The sequence below is a fragment of the Duganella sp. CF402 genome, assembly GCF_900109645.1.
In the GTDB taxonomy this organism is placed as follows: Bacteria; Pseudomonadota; Gammaproteobacteria; order Burkholderiales; family Burkholderiaceae_D; genus Rugamonas.
The window spans coordinates 445251-465073 of sequence record NZ_FOBG01000004.1 but is presented as its reverse complement, the minus strand read 5'-3'; the positions used below and the strand labels follow the sequence as shown (position 1 = coordinate 465073).

General features: G+C 66.8%; 13 protein-coding genes. 5 read left to right on the top strand and 8 right to left on the bottom strand.

Features of this window, described 5'->3' with window-relative positions; all coding sequences use genetic code 11:
* From BMZ70_RS26430 to BMZ70_RS26420, 3 genes are all read right to left on the bottom strand, one after another.
* Positions 1-3503 (bottom strand): beta strand repeat-containing protein (locus BMZ70_RS26430; protein WP_373922565.1); only part of this gene is annotated, 3503 nt, incomplete at its 3' end.
* Between the two features lie 439 nt (positions 3504-3942).
* Positions 3943-4338, bottom strand: coding sequence for a hypothetical protein (locus tag BMZ70_RS26425; protein ID WP_092281202.1), 396 nt, complete (start codon positions 4336-4338; stop codon positions 3943-3945).
* Positions 4292-5320: a GlxA family transcriptional regulator gene (locus BMZ70_RS26420; RefSeq protein ID WP_092281135.1), complete on the bottom strand. Its 1029-nt coding sequence runs from the start codon at positions 5318-5320 to the stop codon at positions 4292-4294. The genes BMZ70_RS26425 and BMZ70_RS26420 overlap by 47 nt, the downstream gene beginning before the upstream one ends.
* 77 nt (positions 5321-5397) lie before the next feature.
* Between BMZ70_RS26420 and BMZ70_RS26415 the strand changes: the two genes are divergently transcribed.
* Positions 5398-5991: a DJ-1/PfpI family protein gene (locus BMZ70_RS26415; RefSeq protein ID WP_092281133.1), complete on the top strand. Its 594-nt coding sequence runs from the start codon at positions 5398-5400 to the stop codon at positions 5989-5991.
* Here the strand turns inward: BMZ70_RS26415 and BMZ70_RS26410 are convergent.
* Positions 5973-7352, bottom strand: coding sequence for a sensor histidine kinase (locus BMZ70_RS26410; RefSeq protein ID WP_092281131.1), 1380 nt, complete (start codon positions 7350-7352; stop codon positions 5973-5975). The genes BMZ70_RS26415 and BMZ70_RS26410 overlap by 19 nt on opposite strands.
* Positions 7345-7998, bottom strand: coding sequence for a response regulator transcription factor (locus tag BMZ70_RS26405; protein WP_092281129.1), 654 nt, complete (start codon positions 7996-7998; stop codon positions 7345-7347). Before BMZ70_RS26405 ends, BMZ70_RS26410 begins: the two co-directional genes overlap by 8 nt.
* Before the next feature lie 200 nt (positions 7999-8198).
* On the opposite strand from BMZ70_RS26405, the gene BMZ70_RS26400 reads away from it, so the two are divergent.
* From BMZ70_RS26400 to BMZ70_RS26385, 4 genes are read left to right on the top strand one after another with little or no spacing between them, the layout of a single operon-like run.
* Positions 8199-11033, top strand: a complete 2835-nt coding sequence (locus tag BMZ70_RS26400; RefSeq protein WP_092281127.1) for a TonB-dependent receptor — start codon at positions 8199-8201, stop codon at positions 11031-11033.
* Entirely contained in the window at positions 11033-12394 is a 1362-nt protein-coding gene (locus tag BMZ70_RS26395; RefSeq protein WP_092281125.1) for an alpha-amylase family glycosyl hydrolase, read from the top strand. The genes BMZ70_RS26400 and BMZ70_RS26395 overlap by 1 nt, the downstream gene beginning before the upstream one ends.
* Positions 12395-13894 carry a tryptophan halogenase family protein gene (locus BMZ70_RS26390; protein ID WP_092281123.1) on the top strand — a complete coding sequence of 500 codons (1500 nt, stop codon included), beginning with the start codon at positions 12395-12397 and terminating at the stop codon, positions 13892-13894. It begins immediately after the preceding gene.
* A 12-nt stretch (positions 13895-13906) separates the two neighbouring features.
* Positions 13907-15958, top strand: a complete 2052-nt coding sequence (locus BMZ70_RS26385) for a glycoside hydrolase family 97 protein (protein ID WP_229205603.1) — start codon at positions 13907-13909, stop codon at positions 15956-15958.
* Here the strand turns inward: BMZ70_RS26385 and BMZ70_RS29035 are convergent, their stop codons facing one another.
* The 3 genes from BMZ70_RS29035 to BMZ70_RS26375 form a co-directional block, all read right to left on the bottom strand.
* Positions 15959-16117, bottom strand: coding sequence for a hypothetical protein (locus BMZ70_RS29035; protein ID WP_229205602.1), 159 nt, complete (start codon positions 16115-16117; stop codon positions 15959-15961). It lies immediately after the preceding gene.
* Positions 16118-16192: 75 nt separating this feature from the next.
* Complete coding sequence (locus BMZ70_RS29030) at positions 16193-16546, bottom strand: hypothetical protein (RefSeq protein ID WP_229205601.1); 354 nt, start codon at positions 16544-16546, stop codon at positions 16193-16195.
* 164 nt (positions 16547-16710) lie between these two features.
* A complete protein-coding gene (locus BMZ70_RS26375) occupies positions 16711-19818 on the bottom strand; it encodes an efflux RND transporter permease subunit (RefSeq protein ID WP_092281119.1) in 3108 nt (1035 codons plus the stop codon).
* Positions 19819-19823: the final 5 nt, after the last annotated feature.

The window sequence follows — 19823 nt, the reverse complement described above, 5'->3', positions numbered from 1 at the left end:
GCGGCAATCGCGTTGGTCGACAGGCTGGCCACTTGCGCGGTGCTCAGCACGCCAGCCTGGGCGGCGGTCAGGGCCACCACTTGCGCGGTGCTCAGGGCGGCGGTGGCGGCCGTGCTCAGGGCGACGATCTGGTTGGTCGACAGCAGCGCCACCTGGGCGGCAGTCAGGCCCGCCACCTGGGTGGTGCGCAGGGCGGCGATTTCATTGGTGGTCAGGCTGGCCAGGTCGGCGGTTTCAATCGCGCCGATGGCGTTGCTGCTCAGCGCTGCGAACTGCGCGGTGCTCAGGCTGCCCAGCTGGGCGCCGGTCAGCGCCACCACCTGGTCGGTTTCCAGCGCGGCGATGCCGCCGGTGGTCAGCGCGGCCAGCGAGGCCGTGGCCAGGGTCGACACTTGCAGCGTGGTCAGCGCGGCCACCTGGGCGGTGCCCAGGGCGGCGACGGCGGCGGTCTTGATGGCGTTCAGGTCGGCCGTTTCCAGCGCCTCGATGTTGGCGGTCGACAGGCCCACCACTTGCGCGGTGGTCAGGGCGCCAGCTTCGCCGGCGGTCAGGGCGACGATCTGCTGGGTAGTCAGTGCTTTGACCTGGGCGGCGGTCAGCGCGGCAATCGCGTTGGTGCTCAGGGCCGCAAAGTCGGCGGTCTCCAGCGCGGCAATCGCATTGGTCGACAGGCTGGCCACCTGGGCGGCGCTCAGCACGCCGGCTTGCGCAGCGGTCAGGGCCACCACTTGCGCGGTGCTCAGCGCGGCGGTCGAGCCGGTGCTCAGGGCGACGATCTGGTTGGTCGACAGCAGCGCCAGTTGGGCGGCAGTCAGGCCGGCCAGTTGCGCGGTACGCAGGGCGGCGATTTCATTGGTGGTCAGGCTGGCCAGGTCGGCGGTCTCGATGGCGCCGATGGCGTTGCTGCCCAGCGCGGCGAATTGCGCGGTGGTCAGGCTGCCCAGTTGCGCGCCGGTCAGGGCCACGATCTGATCGGTTTCCAACGCGGCGATGCCGCCGGTGGTCAGCGCGGCCAGCGAGGCGGTGCCCAAGGTCGATACTTGCAGGGTGCTCAGCGCGGCCACCTGGGCGGTGCTCAGGGCGGCGATGGCGGCGGTCTTGATGGCGTTCAGGTCGGCCGTTTCCAGCGCTTCGATGTTGGCGGTCGACAGGCCCACCACTTGCGCGGTGCTCAGCGCGCCAGCTTCGCCCACGGTCAGGGCGACGATCTGCTGGGTAGTCAGTGCTTTGACCTGGGCCGCGGTCAGCGCAGCAATGGCGTTGGTGCTCAGGGCCGCAAAGTCGGCGGTCTCCAGCGCGGCAATCGCGTTGGTCGACAGGCTGGCCACCTGGGCGGCGCTCAGCACGCCGGCTTGGGCGGCGGTCAGCGCCACCACTTGCGCGGTGCTCAGCGCGGCGGCCACGCCGGTGCTCAGGGCAACGATCTGGTTGGTCGACAACAGCGCCAGTTGGGCGGCAGTCAGGCCGGCCAGTTGCGCGGTGCGCAGGGCGGCGATTTCATTGGTGGTGATGCTGGCCAGGTCGGCGGTCTCGATGGCGCCAATGGCGTTGCTGCCCAGCGCAGCAAATTGCGCGGTGGTCAGGCTGCCCAGCTGGGCGCCGGTCAGGGCCACTACTTGCTCAGTTTCCAGCGCGGCGATGGCGCCGGTGGTCAGCGCCGCCAGCGAGGCGGTCGCCAGGGTCGACACTTGCAGCGTGCTCAGCGCGGTCACCTGGGCCGTGCTCAGGGTGGCGATGGCGGCGGTCTTGAGGGCGTTCAGGTCGGCCGTTTCCAGCGCGGCGATGTCGTCGGTCGACAGGCTGGCCACTTGCGCGGTGCTCAGCACGCCGGCCTGGCCGGCGGTCAGGGCCACGACCTGGTTGGTGCTCAGGGCTTTCACCTGGGCGGCGCTCAGGGCGGCGATGGCGTTGGTGCTCAGGGCGGCGAAGTCGGCGGTCTCCAGCGCGGCCACTGCGTTGGTCGACAGGCTGGCCACTTGCGCGGCGCTCAGCACGCCAGCCTGGGCGGCGGTCAGGGCCACCACTTGCGCGGTGCTCAGGGCGGCGGTGGCGGCGGTGCTCAGGGCCGTGACCTGGTTGGTCGACAGCAGTGCCACCTGGGCGGCGCTGAGGCCGGCCAGTTGCGCGGTGCGCAAGGCGGCGATTTCACTGGTAGTGATGCTGGCCAGGTCGGCGGTTTCAATCGCGCCGATGGCGTTGCTGCTCAGCGCGGCGAACTGGGCGGTGCTCAGGCTGCCCAGCTGGGCGCCGGTCAGCGCCACCACTTGTTCGGTTTCCAGCACGGCGATGGCGCCGGTGGTCAGCGCGGCCAGCGAGGCGGTCGCCAGGGTCGATACTTGCAAGGTGCTCAGCGCGGTCACCTGGGCCGTGCTCAGGGCGGCGATGGCGGCCGTTTTGATGGCGTTCAGGTCGGCCGTTTCCAGCGCGGCGATGTCGTCGGTCGACAGGCTGGCCACTTGCGCGGTGCTCAGCACACCGGCCTGGGTGGCGGTCAGGGCCACGATCTGGTTGGTGCCCAGGGCTTTCACCTGGGCGGCGCTCAGGGCGGCGATGGCGCTGCTGCTCAGGGCGGCAAAGTCGGCGGTTTCCAGCGCGGCGGTGGCATTGGTCGACAGGGCGGCCACTTGCGCAGCGCTCAGCACGCCAGCTTGCGCGGCGGTCAGGGCCACGGTTTGCGCGGTGCTCAGGGCGGCGGCGGCAGCGGTGCCCAGCGCGGTGATCTGGTTGGTCGACAGCAACGCCACCTGGGCGGCGCTCAGGCCGGCCAGCTGCGCGGTGCGCAGGGCGGCGATTTCATTGGTGGTGATGCTGGCCAGGTCGGCCGTCTCGATGGCGCCGATGGCGTTGCTGCTGAGCGCGGCGAACTGGCTGGCGCTCAGGCTGCCCAGCTGGGCGCCGGTCAGGGCCACCACTTGCTCGGTTTCCAGGGCGGCAAAGCCGCTGGTGCTGAGGGCGGTCAGCGAGGAGGTGCCCAGGGTCGATACTTGCAGCGTGGTCAGGGCTTGCACTTGCGCGCTGCTGAGCGCGGCGATGGCGGCGGTCTTGATGGCGTTCAGGTCAGCCGTCTCCAGCACGGCGATCTGATCCGAATTCAGCGCCACCACCTGGCCGGTGCCCAGCGCGCCGGCGCCGTTGGCCGACAGGGCGACGATCTGGTTGGTGGTCAGGGCCTTGGCCTGGTTGACGGTCAGGCCGCCAATGCCGTTGGTCGACAGCGCGTTGATGCCGGCGGTCGACAGTGCCGCCACGCTGGCGGTCGATAACACCGCCAGTTGGCTCGACAACAGGACGCCGGCCTGATTGGCGGTCAGGTACGGGGCTTGGCCGGTGGTCAGGCCGCCGGCCAGCGTGGCGGTGGTCAGGGCCTGAATTTGATCGGTCGTAAACGCCTGGATTTGATCAGAATTGAGCCCGGCGATGTCTTCCGTACCCAGGGTCTGGATTTGCGAAGTCGTGGCGCCGGCGATTTGCGCAGTGCTGAAGGTAACAAAAATGCTGCTCATTCTAAATTCTCCTGGAGGGTACGGCCGTACTCAGAGCGCACTCAACCCGCAGTCTGCAGCCTGCGACTCAAGCCCTGTTTTTGGTTTAACAACGATCTAAACTTCGTCCCTGCCCTGACTGGCGCGGCCGGCATAGCCGGCGTGACGCAGGACGGGATTTTCTTAAAAGCAACTTCTGCCGGCGAGAGGACAAACCTCCACTCCGTTCTGTACATAACGACGGATTTCGACATTTCATTAAGTAAACTTTTTTTCAGTAATGAAGAGTCCCGGAACAGGGAATCCGCCTACAGCGGCGCGCACTGAAAAGACAATTTCGACTCTGCATTATATATTGACTAATTGCCTCGTGGAATTTTTATTGGCTCTTGTCGCGAGCGCGCAACCTGTCATAACAATATGTTACGTTGCTTTGAGGTATTTTTATTGTGCACGCCGACTATGACGTCCTGATGACCCGCCGGCGTTGCCTAGCTAGCACTACGCAAGTCGCTGCGAGCAGGGCCAGCGCCACCATATTGAGCACCAGCACGCCGCTTGGGAATTGCAGCACCAGGCCGATGCTGACCCCGGCCTTGACGCTGAATTGCCAGCTGCCGTCGGCCGGGTAGTAGCTGGCGAGCTGCAAGGCGTAATACAGGCCGCCGCCCCACAGGCCGGCGCGCCAGCGCTTGAGCGACAGCACCGCCGACAGGAAACCGAGCAAGGCGGCACCGAACACCCAGTATAAAGCGCTGCCGGCCAGCGGCTCGCCAAGCAGGCCGAGGCAGACACCCAGCGCTAGCGCACTATTCAGCAGCAGTACCCGGGCCAGCCATTTGTCGAATTCCTGCATGGGTCACTCCAAAACGGGCTTGATAGTCGGACGGCGCCACGCCCAACTGGGCGGCAAACGCGCGCCGCAGATTGTACTCGCTGCCAAAGCCGCTTTGGCGGGCGGCGCGCTTGACCGTCATGCCGGGCTGTTCCAGCAGCGCGCACGCCGCCTCCATGCGCAACCGCAGCAGCAGCTGGGCCGGCGAGATGCCGGCCTCCTGCCGCAAGCGGCGATGCAGGGTCCGTACCGAGACCGCCAGCGCGGCCGCCATCTGCTCCACATCGGGCTGCTGCTGCAAACGGGGGCGCAGCCAGGCCGTCAACTGGCCGTGCAAGCCCTGCGGATCGGCCTGCGCCAGCAGCTCCGAACTGAACTGGCGCTGGCCGCCCGGACGCCTGAAAAACACCACCAGCCGCTTGGCCACCGCCAGCCCGGCGACGCGGCCGCAGTCTTCCTCCACCAGGGCCAGCGCCAGGTCGATGCCGGCCGCGATGCCGGCCGAGGTGTACAGCGCGCCGTCGCGGATATAGATGGCGTCGTCCTGCACCGTGATGGCCGGATGCTGGGCTTGCAGGGCGGCGGCGTCCTGCCAGTGGGTGACGGCGCGGCGGCCGTCCAGCAGCCCGGCGCGCGCCAGCACGAAGGCGCCGGTGCAGACCGAGCCGCAGCGGGCGGTGTGACGGGCCGCCTGCGCCACCCAGTCGACCACGGCCGGGGCCAGCGCGGCGCTGGCGCCCGATTCCAGCCCGCGCCCGCCAGCCACCAGCAGCGTGGCGCCGGCCAGCGCCGCCGGCTCGGGCAGCGCTTCGGCCTGCAGGGCCAGGCCGGCGGTGGAGGCGACCATGCCGCCGCCGGGGGCGGTCAGGTGGATGGCGTAGGGTTCGGGCAAGCCGGCGTCGCGCGCTTCGTCATTGGCGCTGGAGAAGACCTGGGCCGGGCCGCTGGCGTCCAGCAGCAGGAAGCCGGGGTAGACCAGCAGCCAGATGGGAATCGGTGTCATGTGGCAGATATTCAACCATGAATGTCATTTGTGTCAATCGCGCCGGTGGCACCATGCAGGCTCACATGGGAGGCAAGATGACGCGCACTGTCGGTATTTATATCTTTGACGATGTTGAGGTTCTGGATTTTGCGGGGCCGTATGAAGTGTTCACCTGTGCCAGCCGGATGGCGGGCGGCGCCGGGGGAGACGCGCCGTTCCGGGTCCGCACCATCGGCGCCAGCAGCGCGCCGGTGCGGGCGCGGGCCGGGCTGGTGCTGCACCCGGAGGCGACGTTTGCCGATTGCGGGCCGGTCGAGGTGCTGATCGTGCCGGGCGGGGTGGTGGGCGCCGAGCTGGCGCGGCCGGAAGTGATCGCGTGGATCGGCGGCATGGCGCGCGAGGCCGAGCTGACCGCCTCGGTCTGCACCGGCGCCCTGCTGCTGGCCGCCGCCGGCCTGCTCGATGGGCGCGAGGCGACCACCCACTGGGAGGACGTGGCCGAGCTGCAGGCCGGCTGGCCGCAGGTCATGGTGCGCGCCGGCCAACGCTGGGTCGACACCGGCGATGTGGTGACCTCGGCCGGCATTTCGGCCGGCATCGACATGTCGCTGCATCTGGTCGAACGCTTGGCCAGCCGCGCACTGGCCGAGCGCACTGCCCGCCAGATGGACTACACCCGCACTGCCTGATGGGGTAACAGCACGCAAACGCACAGGCCAACGCCGTCGTCACCGGGGGACAGGGTTATCGCCCCCCCATTCCGCTCCGCCGCCCGCTCGGCAATCGCCAGGCCCAGCCCACTGCCCGACTGCTCCTGCCCCGGCACCCGATAGAACCGCTCAAACACTTTCTGCCGCAAGCCCTGCGCCACGCCCGGCCCCTGGTCGCGCACCGTCAGCCGCACCCCGCCCGCCTCTTCCGCCAGCCCCACCATCACCCGCCCGTTCTCCGGCGAATATTTGATCGCATTGCTGACCAGGTTATCCAGCAAGGCCGCCATGCTTTCCACATGCAGCGCCATCACCCACTCGCCCTCGGCCTGAAACTCAATCTCGATCCCGCGCTGCATGGCCAGCGGCGCCGCCGCCGCCAGCCGGCTGCGCACCAGCCCGCCCAACTCGGTCGACGGCAACGGCTCGGTGCTCGGCTCGGCCCGCGCCCGCTCGAACGCCAGCAACTGGTGCACCATGTGGGTGGCCCGCGCCACGCCCTCGCGCAAGCCCTGCCCCGCTTCCGCGCTGCGCGCCGGCTGCTCGGCCACGCTGCGGCTCAGCAGCAAATGGGCGTTGATCTGGATCGCCGCCAGCGGCGTCTTGAGCTCATGCGCCGCATCGGTCAGGAACTCATGCTCGCGCTCGATGCGCTGGCTCAGGCGCATCATCAGGCGGTTGATCGCATCGACCAGCGGCGACAGCTCGCGGTACGGCGACTCCGGCAACGCCGTCAAATCCGAGCCCGCCCGCGCCTCGATCTGCTCGGCGATCGAACGCAAGGGCCGCAAGCCGATACCGACAATCAGCCAGGCCGGCAGCAACAGCAACGGCAAGCTGAAAATCGTCGACGACAGCAGGAAGCTGACGCCGGAAAAACTCAGCATCCACTCGTCGTCCACTTCATGGCTGCGCTCCACCACCAGCCCGCTGGCGGCATCGCGCTCGAGCGCGCTGACCCAGGCATTGGCCTGACGCGCCGCCGCGCTGCCCGGCGCCGGCAGCAGGTCCGGCAACGCGGGCAGCGAGTTGTACACCAGCGCGCCGTGCTGCCATACCCGCAGCCGCACCCGCGAATGGTAATCAAGCTCGCGGAACATGTCGCGCCGCACCGCTTCCAGCGCGGCGGCCGCCCGCTGCAGACGGGCGCGGTCGGCGGCGATTTCGCTCAGGTGCAGCAGCACCTCGCGCGTGTGGGCGGCGTTCTCGCTGGCGGTGCGGGTGCGCTGGGTAATCTTGGCTTCTACCGCCACGTAGGTAAAACCGGCCAGCGCCACCAGCGCGATCACCGCCGAAAAGCCCAGCATCAGGCGCCGGAACAGGGACGATGGTTTATTCATGCGGACGCTGCGCCATGTAGCCCACGCCGCGCACGGTGCGGATCAACCGCTCGCCGACCTTTTTGCGCAGGTTGGAGATGTGCACGTCCAGCGTGCCTTCGCTGTGCGGCAGCACGCCCTGCTCGAGCTCGGCGCGCGTGAGCACCCGGCCCGGTTCCTTGACCAGCGCCAGCAGCAGCGCGAACTCGGTGCGCGACAGCGCCAGCGGCGCGCCGGCGCGCGTCACCAGCAGGCGCCGCTCGTCGAGCACCAGCTCGCCGAAGCTCCAGCCGCCGTCGGCGTTGCCGTTGGCGCGCCGCACCACCGCGCGCAGGCGCACCAGCAGTTCCGGGATGTCGAACGGCTTGATCAGGTAATCGTCGGCGCCGGTGTTGAAGCCGTTGAGGCGGTCTTCCAGGCTGTCGCGCGCGGTCATGATCAGCACCGGCAAATGCAGGCCGGCCGCCCGCAGTGCGCGCAGCAAGTGGGCGCCGTCGCCGTCCGGCAGGCCGAGGTCGAGCAGCACCGCGTCGTAGCTGTCGCCTTGCAGGCGCGCCAGCGCGCCCTCGGCCAGCCGCAGCCACAGCACCGTGTGGCCCTCGTCCTGCAACACCGCCAGCAAGGCGCGGCCGATGGCCAGGTCGTCTTCTATCATCAGGATTTTCATGCCGGCAGTGTAGCGCGCTTTGGCCGCCCGAAACGGCGCAGTCGGGAAAACGCCACAAGCCCACTTTCGCCATGAAATCAGGCACTTGGCCGCCAACCTTCAGGCTTCCTTTATTCCCGGCGCGACACCGCCGTTGACCCTGCCCGGCTGGCTGCGACACCATGCATCCCGCAGTCCACAATAAATCAAAAGGGAGACGTATGACCACCAGTACCGCATTCCGCCTCACGCCGCTGGCCGCCGCCTGCGCCATGATGCTGCTCGGCGCCGCCGGCGCCAGCCACGCGCAACAAGCCGGCGACGCAGCAGCCACCGCTGCCACCAAGCCGGCCGACGGCGAACTGGCCACCGTGACCGTGGCCGGCATCCGCCGCGGCATCGAGGAAGCCATTTCGATCAAGAAGAACGCCAGCTCCATCGTCGAGGCGATTTCGGCCGAGGACATCGGCAAGCTGCCCGACACCACCGTGGCCGAGTCGATCTCGCGCCTGTCCGGCGTCACCACCCAGCGCAACAAGACCAACGGCAAGGCCACCGACGTGTCGGTGCGCGGTCTGTCGCCCAGCTTCAACGGCGCCCTGCTCAACGGCCGCGAGCAAGCCTCCACCAGCGACGCCCGCAGCCCCGAGTTCGACCTGTTCCCGTCCGAGCTGACCGGCTCGGTGCTGGTGTACAAGACGCCGGACGCCGGCTTGATGGGCCAGGGCCTGGCCTCCACCATCGACCTGCGCACCCTGCGCCCGCTCGACTTCGGCCAGCGCGTGCTGGCGGCCTCGTACCGCAAGGAACGCATCGGCTTCGGCTCCGGCGCGGAAGTGGGCGCCGGCCACCGCAAGACCTTCAGCTATGTCGACCAGTTTGCCAACCGCACCATCGGCCTGTCGCTGGGCGTGACCACGCTGCGCCAGGACAATGGCGGCGAACTGAAATTCGACAGCTGGGGCGGCTGGGCGCCGACGCTGGACTACAACGGCGCGCAAGTGGCGGTGCCGGGCGGCTTCCTGGCCGAGACCTCGCGCCGCAAGGCCGACCGCGACGGCGCTTCGCTGACCCTGCAATACAAACCGAACCAGAACTTCCGCACCACGCTCGATGCGTTTTACTCGCGCGGCGACGAGGCCACCAAGAAGACCGGCATCGAAGGCGCGGTGGCGTTCGGCACCGGGCCGTACGATCCGAACGGCGTGCTGTCGAACGCGGTGATCGCCAACGGCGTCGCCACCAGCGGCACCATCAGCAATTACAAGGCCGACGTGCGCAACCACCTGTATTCGAACCAGGACCGGCTGGCCTCGTTCGGCTGGAACAGCGAGCTGAAACTGGGCGAGCAGTGGCGCGTGGAAGCCGACCTGTCGCACTCGCACGGCGTGAAAAACATCTCCAACTACGAGACCACCGCCGGCCAGCCCGGCAACACCCCGGCCAGCCAGCTGGGCAGCATCTCGTACAGCGGTTTCAACGGCAGCAACTTCGCCGACGTCAAGTACACCACCAGCCTCAATTACGCCGACCGCAAGATCGCCGTGCTGACCGACGTCGACGGCTGGGGCGGCGGGCCGAACTCGCCGCAGGCCGGCTACGTGGCGCTGCCCAACATCGACGACACCGTCAACGCGGTGCGCCTGAGCGCCCACCGCGAACTCGACTGGGGGCCGCTGGCCAACGCCCACTTCGGCGCCAACTTCACCAAGCGCGACAAGTCGCGCACCGGCCAGGAAGGCCGGCTGTCGGTCAGGGGCGGCGACGGCTACGCCAGCGTGGCCATGCCGGGCACCGACGTGGCGCAGGCCGGCGCCTCGGGCCTGATGGTGGCCTCGTTCGATCCAAGCGGCACGCTGGGCACCATCTACGATTTGAACCGCTGGGTCGATTCCACCGTGCTGTCGCGCGACTGGTCGGTGCGCGAGAAGGTCGCCACCGCCTATGCGATGGCCGATCTGGACGGCACGCTCGGCGCGCTGCCCTACAGTGGCAATGTCGGCCTGCAGGTGGTGCACACCCGCCAGGAAGCAGCCGGCAACCAGGTCGACCTGGCTAATTGCACCGGCATCACGGTCGAGACTTGCCCGTACAAGGTGCGCACCGATGGCACCAGCTACACCAATGTGCTGCCGAGTCTGAACGTGGCGTTTGACCTCGGCCACGAGCAAAAGCTGCGCCTTGGCGCCGGCAAGCAAATCTCGCGGGCCAATCTGGACAACATGAAGGCCAGCATGGACTTCGCGGTGCAGAACGCCACCTCGGTGGCGCCGGCGCTGACCGGCTTTGCCGGCAACCCGCAGTTGAAGCCCTACCAGGCCCGCTCGCTCGACCTGTCGTATGAAAAGTACTTCGGCAAGAAGGGCTATGTCAGCGTGGCGGCGTTCTACAAGAAGCTCGACAACTACATCATCAACGCGCCGATGGAGTTCGACTTCAAGGACTACACCAGCGCCTCGACGCCGCTGCCGACCAGCGGTCCGTACAAGAACTCCACCATCGGCTTCCTGACCATGCCGCAGAACGGCCAGGGCGGCAATATGCACGGCTACGAACTGGCCATCAACGTGCCGTTCGCGCTGGCGGCCAAGTGGCTGGACGGCTTCGGCGTGGCGGCCAACTATTCGTACACCGACAGCTCGGTGCGGCTGCCGACCAGCGGCTTCGTGTCGCCGCAGAACGGCCCGGTGTTCCGTGATTCGGTGTCTTCGATCGGCTTGCCGGGCTTGTCGAAGAATGTCAGCAGCGTGCGGCTGTACTACGAGAACCGCGGCCTGCAGCTGGCGTGGGCCGCGCACCGCCGTTCCAACTTCGTCGGCCAGATCCTCGACTACCGCAGCGATTCGCAGTTCACCTTCATCAAGGGCGAGACCATCGTCGACCTGCAAGCGTCGTACGAGGTGCAAAGTGGCTGGCTGAAGGGCGTGTCGCTGTTCCTGCAGGGGCATAACTGGAGCAACCAGCCGTTCCAGGAATACACCGTGGATCCCAAGTTGATCACCAACACGGTCAAGTATGGCCGCACCTACACGGCTGGCCTGAGCTACAAGTTCTGATGAAGACGCTCCTGATGGCGCTTGCGCTGTCGGGAGCGGTGCATGCTGCCGCTCCCGACGCCTATCAGCCCAAACCTTATGTTCAGTTCCAGCACGCCGAGTGGAGCAAGAACGCCAGCATCTACCAGATCAACACCCGCCAGTTCACGCCGGAAGGTACGTTCGCGGCCGCCGAACGCGAGCTGCCGCGCCTGAAGGCGCTCGGCGTCGACATCCTGTGGCTGATGCCGATCCACCCGATCGGCGCGGTCAAGCGCAAGGGCACGCTGGGCAGCCCGTACGCGGTGCGCGACCATCTGGCGGTCAACCCGGAGTTCGGCACGCTGGCGCAGTTCAAGCACTTCGTCGCGGCCGCGCACGCGCAAGGCCAGCATGTGATCCTCGACTGGGTCGGCAACCACACGGCGTGGGACCACGTGCTGCGCACCAGCCATCCCGAGTGGTACGAGAAGGACCGCAAGGGCCAGCCGCATCCGACCCCGTGGTACGACTGGGACGACATCATCGACCTCGATTACCAGCAACCCGGCCTGCGCCGCTACATGACCGACGCCATGCGCTTCTGGGTGCGCGAGGCCGGCGTCGACGGCTACCGCGTCGATGCGGCGGGCCTGACGCCACTCGATTTCTGGGAGCAGGCGGCGGCCGAACTGCGCGCCATCAAGCCGGTGTTCCTGCTGGCCGAGTGGGAAAGCCGCGACATGCATGCACGCGCGTTTGACGCCAGCTACGCCTGGACCTGGTGGGAAGGCCTGCGCGCGGTGGCCGAAGGCAAGGCCGACGCCACCTCGCTCTACACCTACTATGCCTGGAACCAGAAGTTCTATCCCAAGCAGGCCTACCGCATGCTGTACACCACCAACCATGACAAGAACGCGTGGGACGGCACCGAGTTCGAGATCTTCGGCCCGGCGGTCGATGCGGCGATCGCGTTTTCCTTTGTCAGCGAGGGCATCGCGCTGATCTACAACGGCCAGGAAGTGGGCAACCGCAAACGGCTGGCCTTCTTCGAGCGCGATGCGTTACAGTGGCAGGCGTCGCCGTACACCGCGCTGTACACCAAGCTGCTCGCCATGAAGAAGCAGCACAGCGCCTTGTGGAACGGCGAGTGGGGCGCCACGATGGAGCAGGTCCCGAACGACGCGCCGAAGCAGGTGTTCAGCTTTGTGCGCCAGAACGCCAGCGACAAGGTGTTCGCGGTGTTCAACCTGAGCGCGCAGCCGGTGCACGCCGGCTTCCGCGACGATCTGCATCTCGGCCGCTATCGCGACTTTGCCACCGGCGCGGTGCTGCAGGTCGACGGCGGCACCCGCTTCGATCTGGCGCCGTGGAGCTACAAAATACTGACCAAGGCAGAGTAGATGGAGACCATCAAGCAGGTAGTAATCGTCGGCGGCGGCACCGCCGGCTGGATGACGGCGGCCGCGCTGGCGCGCGTGCTGGGCGACAAGGTGCAGCTGACGCTGGTGGAGTCGGACGATATCGGCACCGTCGGCGTGGGCGAGTCGACCATCCCGATGATCAAGCTGTTCAACCAGGTGCTCGGCATCGACGAGGATGAGTTCATGCGCGCCACGCAGGCCACCTTCAAGCTCGGCATCGAGTTCCGCGACTGGGGCCGCGTCGGCGACCAGTACATGCACGGCTTCGGCATCTTCGGCCAGGATCTGGCCACGCTGCCGTTCTACCAGTACTGGCTACGCCTGCAGCAAGCCGGCAAGGCGCCGCCGCTGGAAAATTATTCGATCAACCGCATGGCCGCCAGGGCCGGAAAATTCATGCGCGCCGACCGTTCGCACGGCAATTCGCCGCTGGCCGACATCGTGCACGCCTTCCACTTCGACGCCGGCCTGTATGCGCGCTACCTGCGCCAGTACAGCGAGGCGCGCGGCGTGCGCCGCATCGAGGGCAAGGTGGCCGATGTGCTGACCCGCGCTTCCGACGGCCACGTCGACGCACTGCGCATGGCCAACGGCGATCTGATCGGCGGCGAGTTGTTCATCGATTGCTCGGGCTTCCGTGGCCTGTTGATCGAGGAGGCGCTGCATACCGGCTTCGAGGACTGGTCGCACTGGCTGCCGTGCGACCGCGCGTGGGCGGTGCCGTGCGAGCTCGGAGCGGACCTGCTGCCGTACACGCGCGCCTCGGCGCGGCCGGCCGGCTGGCAGTGGCGCATCGGCCTGCAGCACCGCACCGGCAACGGCCATGTGTACTCGTCGAAGTTCATGGGCGACGCCGGGGCGCGCCAGCTGCTGCTCGACAGCCTCGATGGGCGGCCGCTGGCCGAGCCGAAGCTGCTGCGCTTCACGGCGGGCAAGCGCAAGCAGGTGTGGAACAAGAACGTGGTGGCGGTCGGACTGTCGTCGGGCTTCCTCGAGCCGCTCGAATCGACCAGCATCCATCTGGTGCAGTCGACCATTGCGCGCCTGATTTCGTTCTTCCCGGATCGCGGCTTCAGCGCGCCGGACATCGCGGAGTTCAACCGCCAGTGCGCGTTCGAGATCGAGCGCATCCGCGACTTCATCATCCTGCACTACCACGCCACCGAACGTGACGACACGCCGTTCTGGAACTATGTGCGGACGATGGACATCCCCGACACGCTGCGCGAGAAGATGGAATTGTGGCGCACGCGCGGGCGCATCGTCCGCGTCGACAACGAACTGTTTGCGGAAGTCGGCTGGCTGCAGGTGCTGGAAGGCCAGCGCGTGCCGGCGGCCGGCCATCATCCGCTGGCGCAGCTGCTGCCGGAACAGGAAATCGCCGACTACCTGGGCGACATCGCCTCGGTGATCGGCAAATGTGTAGACCAGATGCCGAGCCACGCCGCCTTCATCAAGGCGCGTTGTGCGGCGAACTAAAGGAGTTTTGTAGTGCAGACCCATTCCCTGCAAGTCCGCTGGATATCCGCCGCCTGCATGATGCTGGGCGTGTACGCCAGCGCGGCGGCCGAAGTGCTGGCCACCGTGTCGTCGCCGAATCGCGCCATCAGCGTGGCGGTGCAACTGGCCGACGGCGGCCGCCTCGCGTATGAGGTGCAGCGCAACGGCAAGCCGCTGATCGCCGCCTCGCGCCTCGGATTTTTGCTGGCCAATGCGCCGCAGATGGACAACGGTTTTTCGCTGGCCTCGCAAGCGGTGTCCGAGCATGACGACACCTGGGAGCAGCCGTGGGGCGAGCGCCGCTACGTGCGCAATCATTACAAGGAGTTGCGGCTGGAACTGGTGCAGAAGGCGCTCGACAACCGCCGCATGGCGCTGGTGTTCCGCGTGTTCGACGATGGCGTCGGCTTCCGCTATGAATTCCCGGAGCAGCCGCAGTTGCCGGAGACGCGCATCAGCGACGAGCTGACCGAGTTCGTGGTGGCGCCGCCGGCCTATGCGTGGTGGCAGCAGGCCGGCGAGCAGGCGGCGCTCGAATATGCGATCCGCAAGTCGCCGCTGAGCGAAGTGGGCATGGCCAATACGCCGCTGACCATTCGCACGCGCGACGGCACGCATATCGCGTTTCATGAGGCGGCGCTGGTCGATTATGCGTCGATGTGGCTGCGCAAGGTGGAGGGCCAGAAGCTGCGTGCGCATTTGACGCCGTCGGCGTTCGGGCCGGCGGTGCAGCGGCGCGGCGCCTTCACCACGCCGTGGCGCACCATGCAGATCGCCGACAATGCGGCCGGCTTGTACATGTCGGATCTGGTGTTGAATTTGAACGAGCCGAATAAATTGGGTGATGTGTCGTGGGTGCACCCGTCCAAGTTTGTCGGCGTGTGGTGGGAGATGCATCTGGAGAAAAGCACCTGGGGCGCGGGCGCGCGGCATGGCGCGACCACCGCCAACACCAGGCGCTATATCGACTTCGCGGCGGCCAACGGCTTCCGTGGCGTGCTGGTGGAGGGCTGGAATCTGGGATGGGATGGCAACTGGTCGGGCAGCGGTTCGGCGTTCAGTTTTACCGAGGCCTATCCGGATTTCGATCTGGCTGGCGTTAGCGCATACGCGCAGCAGAAGGGCGTGCGCCTGATCGGCCATCACGAGACCGGCGGCAATATCGCGCGCTACGAGCAGCAGATGGATGCGGGCTACCAGCTGTATGCCAGGCTGGGGGTGGACAGCATCAAGTCGGGCTATGTGACGGATGCTGGTGCGGCGGTGTTTGCGGGGCCGGATGGCGGCACGCATTTCGGCTACACCGATTCGCAGGAAGGCTCGCGCCACTATCTGAAGGCGGTGACCGAGGCGGCGCGCTACAAGCTGGCCATCGACACGCATGAACCGATCAAGGACACCGGCTTGCGCCGTACCTATCCGAACTGGGTCTCGCGCGAAGGGGCGCGGGGGATGGAGTTCAACGCCTGGGGCACGCCGATCAACAGCGTCGATCATGAGGTGAATCTGGTGTTCACGCGCATGCTCAGCGGGCCGATGGATTACACGCCGGGCATCCTCAGTCTGGAAGGCGTGAAGGGGCGGCCGATCAATTCGACGCAGGCCAAGCAGCTGGCCAGTTTTGTGGTGATCTATTCGCCGATCGTGATGGCGGCGGATTTGATTGAGAATTATCAGAAGTATCCGGGGCCGTTCAAGTTCATCCAGGATGTGCCGACCGACTGGAGCGACACGCGGGTGCTGCACGGCGAGTTGGGCGAGTATGCGACCATCGCGCGCAAGGACCGGCGCTCCGATGATTGGTATGTCGGTTCGGTCACCGACGGCAACGCGCGCACGCTGGCGCTGCCGCTGACCTTCCTCGAGCCGGGCCAGCGCTATGTGGCCGAGATTTACCGCGACGGCGACCACGCCGACTACCGCACCATCCGCCGCTTTGATATCGTGATTGAGAACAAGACCGTGACTTCCAAGACGGTCTTGCAGCTCAAGCTGGCGCCCGGCGGCGGCCAGGCGATTCGCTTCTCGCCGGTGGCTGGCTGATTACTGGTCCCGGCAGCGATCGGCGCGCAGCCAGCGCGTGCTGCCGGGGAAGCATAGCCAGAGGGTTTTCCAGGCATTGCGCGTGCCGCAGCCTTGGGCGTTGGCCAAGCGCGATGGCGTGGTCGGTGCGCCGTCGTGGATGATTTGTTCGTTTTCCACGGTGGCGTAGACCGAGCGGCCGCAGTAGATACTGCGCAGCTCGGTGCCGTTGGGCAGGAACAGCTGCTTCCATTGCTAGCCTTTGATAGTGGCGCCGGGCTCACCGGGGATGGTCGCGCCGGTGGCGGTGGCAGCGCTGACGGCGGCGGCCAGCGGAGCCCGTGGGGCTGGCGATGCCGGTGGCGTGCGCGGGGCAACGGGCTCCGGCCCGTAGAGATCGGCGTCGGTGAAGGCGGAGTACTCGTCTTCATCGTCGCCGGTGGCGCTCGCCCCCCAGCGATCGGGCGGGACGGGAGTGGTGGCTATCCAGTGGTGGATGAGTTCGCATAGTATGTCCGCGCACTTGTCGCTGTAGTAGGCCTCGCCGCTGTGGGCGATGAGTGCGTGGAAGGCTTTGCTCGGCAGGCCGATAGGTACATGGTGGTCCATTTCTCTACCCCTCTAAAACGTCTAAAAGCTCTAGAACGTTCTAAATCGTTAGAGAACGTTCTAAAAATTTTCTAATTCGTCTATTCGCTCTAAAAGCTCCTAAGTTTTAGAGCGAAATCTAACCAAATAGTTCAATATCTAGTGAAATAGACGTTTTAGAGCTTTTAGAGCGCCTTCTTAAATACCACCCATCTATACAGCAGCGGCAGCACCAGCAAGGTCAGCGCCGTGGACGACAGGATGCCGCCGATGACGACGGTGGCCAGCGGGCGCTGGACTTCGGCGCCGGTGCCGGTGGCAATCGCCATCGGGATGAAGCCCAGCGAGGCCACCAGCGCCGTCATCAACACCGGCCGCAAACGCGACAACGCGCCCTCCCTGATGGCCTGCTCCACACTGCGGCCATCCTCGCGCAATTTGCGTATCGCCGAAATCAACACCAGCCCATTCAACACCGCCACGCCCGATAACGCGATAAAGCCCACCGCCGCCGATATCGACAACGGAATGCCGCGCAGAGCCAGAGCCGCCAGTCCGCCGGTCAGCGCAAACGGAATCCCGCTAAACACCAGCAAGCCATCGCGCAGATTGCCGAACATGGCAAACAGCAGCAGCATCACCAGCGCCAGCGCGGCCGGCACCACTATCCGCAAACGCTGCGACGCCGACTGCAACTGCTCGAACTGCCCGCCCCACATGGTCCAATACCCGGCCGGTATCTTTACTTCCTGCAGACGCTTTTCCGCCTCGGCCACAAACGAACCGATATCGCGCCCGCGCACATTGGCGCTGATGACCACCCGCCGCTTGCCGTTCTCGCGGCTGATCTGATTCGGCCCCGGCGCCACACTGAAGCTGGCCACCTCGCCCAGCGGAATGAAGTTGGCGCTGCTGCCCGGCAGCGGCAACGGCAAGCGCCGCATGGCGTCGACATCGCCGCGCAAGGCTTCCGGCAGGCGCACCACGATAGCGAAGCGGCGGTCGCCTTCAAACATGGTGCCGGCCTCGCGTCCGCCGACCGCCGTCGCAATCACATCCTGCACATCGCTGACGTTGAGGCCATAGCGCGCAGTCTTGCTGCGATCGATATCGATGGTCAGCACCGGCAGGCCGCTGGTCTGCTCGACCTTCACCTCCTGCGCGCCATCGACCTTGGCCAGCGCGGCGGCGACGCGCGCCGACACCGCCTCCAGCACTTGTGCATCGTCGCCAAACAGCTTGACCGCCACGTCGCTGCGCACGCCCGAGATCAGCTCATTGAAGCGCAGCTGGATCGGCTGCGAAAACTCGTAGGCATTGCCCGGCAGTTGCGCCACCGTCGCCTGTATCGCCGCCAGCAATTCATCGCGCGATTTTTTCGGCTTGGGCCATTGCGCCTCCGGCTTGAGCATGATGTAGCCGTCCGAGATATTCGGCGGCATCGGATCGGAGGCGATTTCCGCCGTGCCGGTGCGCGCGAACACGCGCTCGATCTCGGGGAACTTGCGCATCAGGGTCAGCTCGATCTGCTGTTGCATCGCCACCGATTGGGTCAGGCTGGTGCCGGGGATGCGCAAGGCTTGCATGGCGATGTCGCCCTCGTTCAGGGACGGCACGAACTCGCTGCCCATGCGCGTGGCCAGCAGCAGCGACAGCGCCACCGCGATGCCGGCAAAGCTCAGCACCACCGGCGCGTTGGCCAGCGCCCGTTCCAGCAGCGCGCCGTACCAGGCGCTGATGCGCGGCGTGTGCTTCTCCACCACATGGTCGCCGATGAACAAGGCCACCGCCGCCGGGATGAAGGTGACCGACAGCAGCATGGCGCCGGCCAGCGCCATCACCACCGTCAGCGCCATCGGATGGAACATGCGCCCTTCCACGCCGGTCAGCGCGAAGATCGGCAGGTAGACCACCATGATGATCAACTGGCCGAACAACAGTGGCCGGCGTGCCTCCTGCGCCGCACCGAATACCTCTTCAAACTTCTCCGCACGCGTCAGCGGCCGTCCCAGCGTGGCCTGTGCCAGCGCCAGCCGGCGCACGCAGTTTTCCACGATCACCACCGCGCCGTCGACGATGATGCCGAAGTCCAGCGCGCCCAGCGACAGCAGGTTGGCGCTGACCTTGTAGGCCACCATGCCGCTGAAGGTAAACAGCATCGACAGCGGAATCACCATCGCCGTGATCAGGGCTGCGCGCAGGTTGCCGAGGAACAGGAACAGCACGGCGATCACCAGCACCGCGCCTTCCAGCAGGTTTTTCTTCACCGTGCCAATGGCCTTGTCGACCAGCGCGGTGCGGTCGTACACAGTGATCGCCAGCACGCCCGGCGGCAGGCTGCGGTTGATGGCGGCCATCTGCTTATCGACCGCCTGCGCCACCGCGCGGCTGTTTTGCCCGATCAGCATGAACACGGTGCCCAGCACCACCTCGCGGCCGTTCTCGGTGGCGGCGCCGGTGCGCAGCTCGCGCCCGAGCGCCACTTCGGCCACGTCGCGCACCCGCACCGGCACGCCGTCGGCGCTGCGCAGCACGATGTCGCGGATATCGTCGAGCGAGCGCACCTGCCCCGGCGCGCGCACCAGCAGCTGTTCGCCGCGCTTTTCGATGTAGCCGGCGCCGGCGTTGCCGTTGTTGCGCTCGAGCGCCGTCACCAGTTCCTGCAAGGTCAGGCCATAGGCGGCCAGACGCTGCGGCTGCGGCGCCACGTGGTACTCGCGCGCGTAGCCGCCGATGGCGTTGATCTCGGTCACGCCGGCGACATTGCGCAGCTGCGGCTTGACGATCCAGTCCTGGATCTCGCGCAGGTCGGTGGGCGTGTAGGGCGTGCCGTCGGCTTTTCTGGCGTCGGGCCTGGCCTCCACCGTCCACAGGTAGATTTCTCCAAGCCCGCTGGAGATCGGCCCCAGCGCCGGCGTGATCCCGGCCGGCAACTGGCCGCGCGCCTGCTGCAGCCGTTCGCTGACCAGCTGACGGGCGAAATACAGGTCGGTGCCGTCCTTGAACACCACGGTGATCTGCGACAGGCCGTAGCGCGACAGCGAGCGCGTTTGCTCTAGGCGCGGCAGGCCGGCCAGCACGTTCTCCAGCGGGTAGGTGACGCGCTGCTCGGTCTCGAGCGGCGCATAGCCCGGCGCGGCGGTGTTGATCTGCACCTGCACGTTGGTGATGTCGGGCACGGCGTCGATCGGCAGCTTCTGATAACTGTAGACGCCGAGCGCGGCCAAGGCGGCCACCAGCAGCAGGACCAGCCAGCGCTGCGCGATGGCGTAGCGGATGAGTCGTTCAAACATGGTCG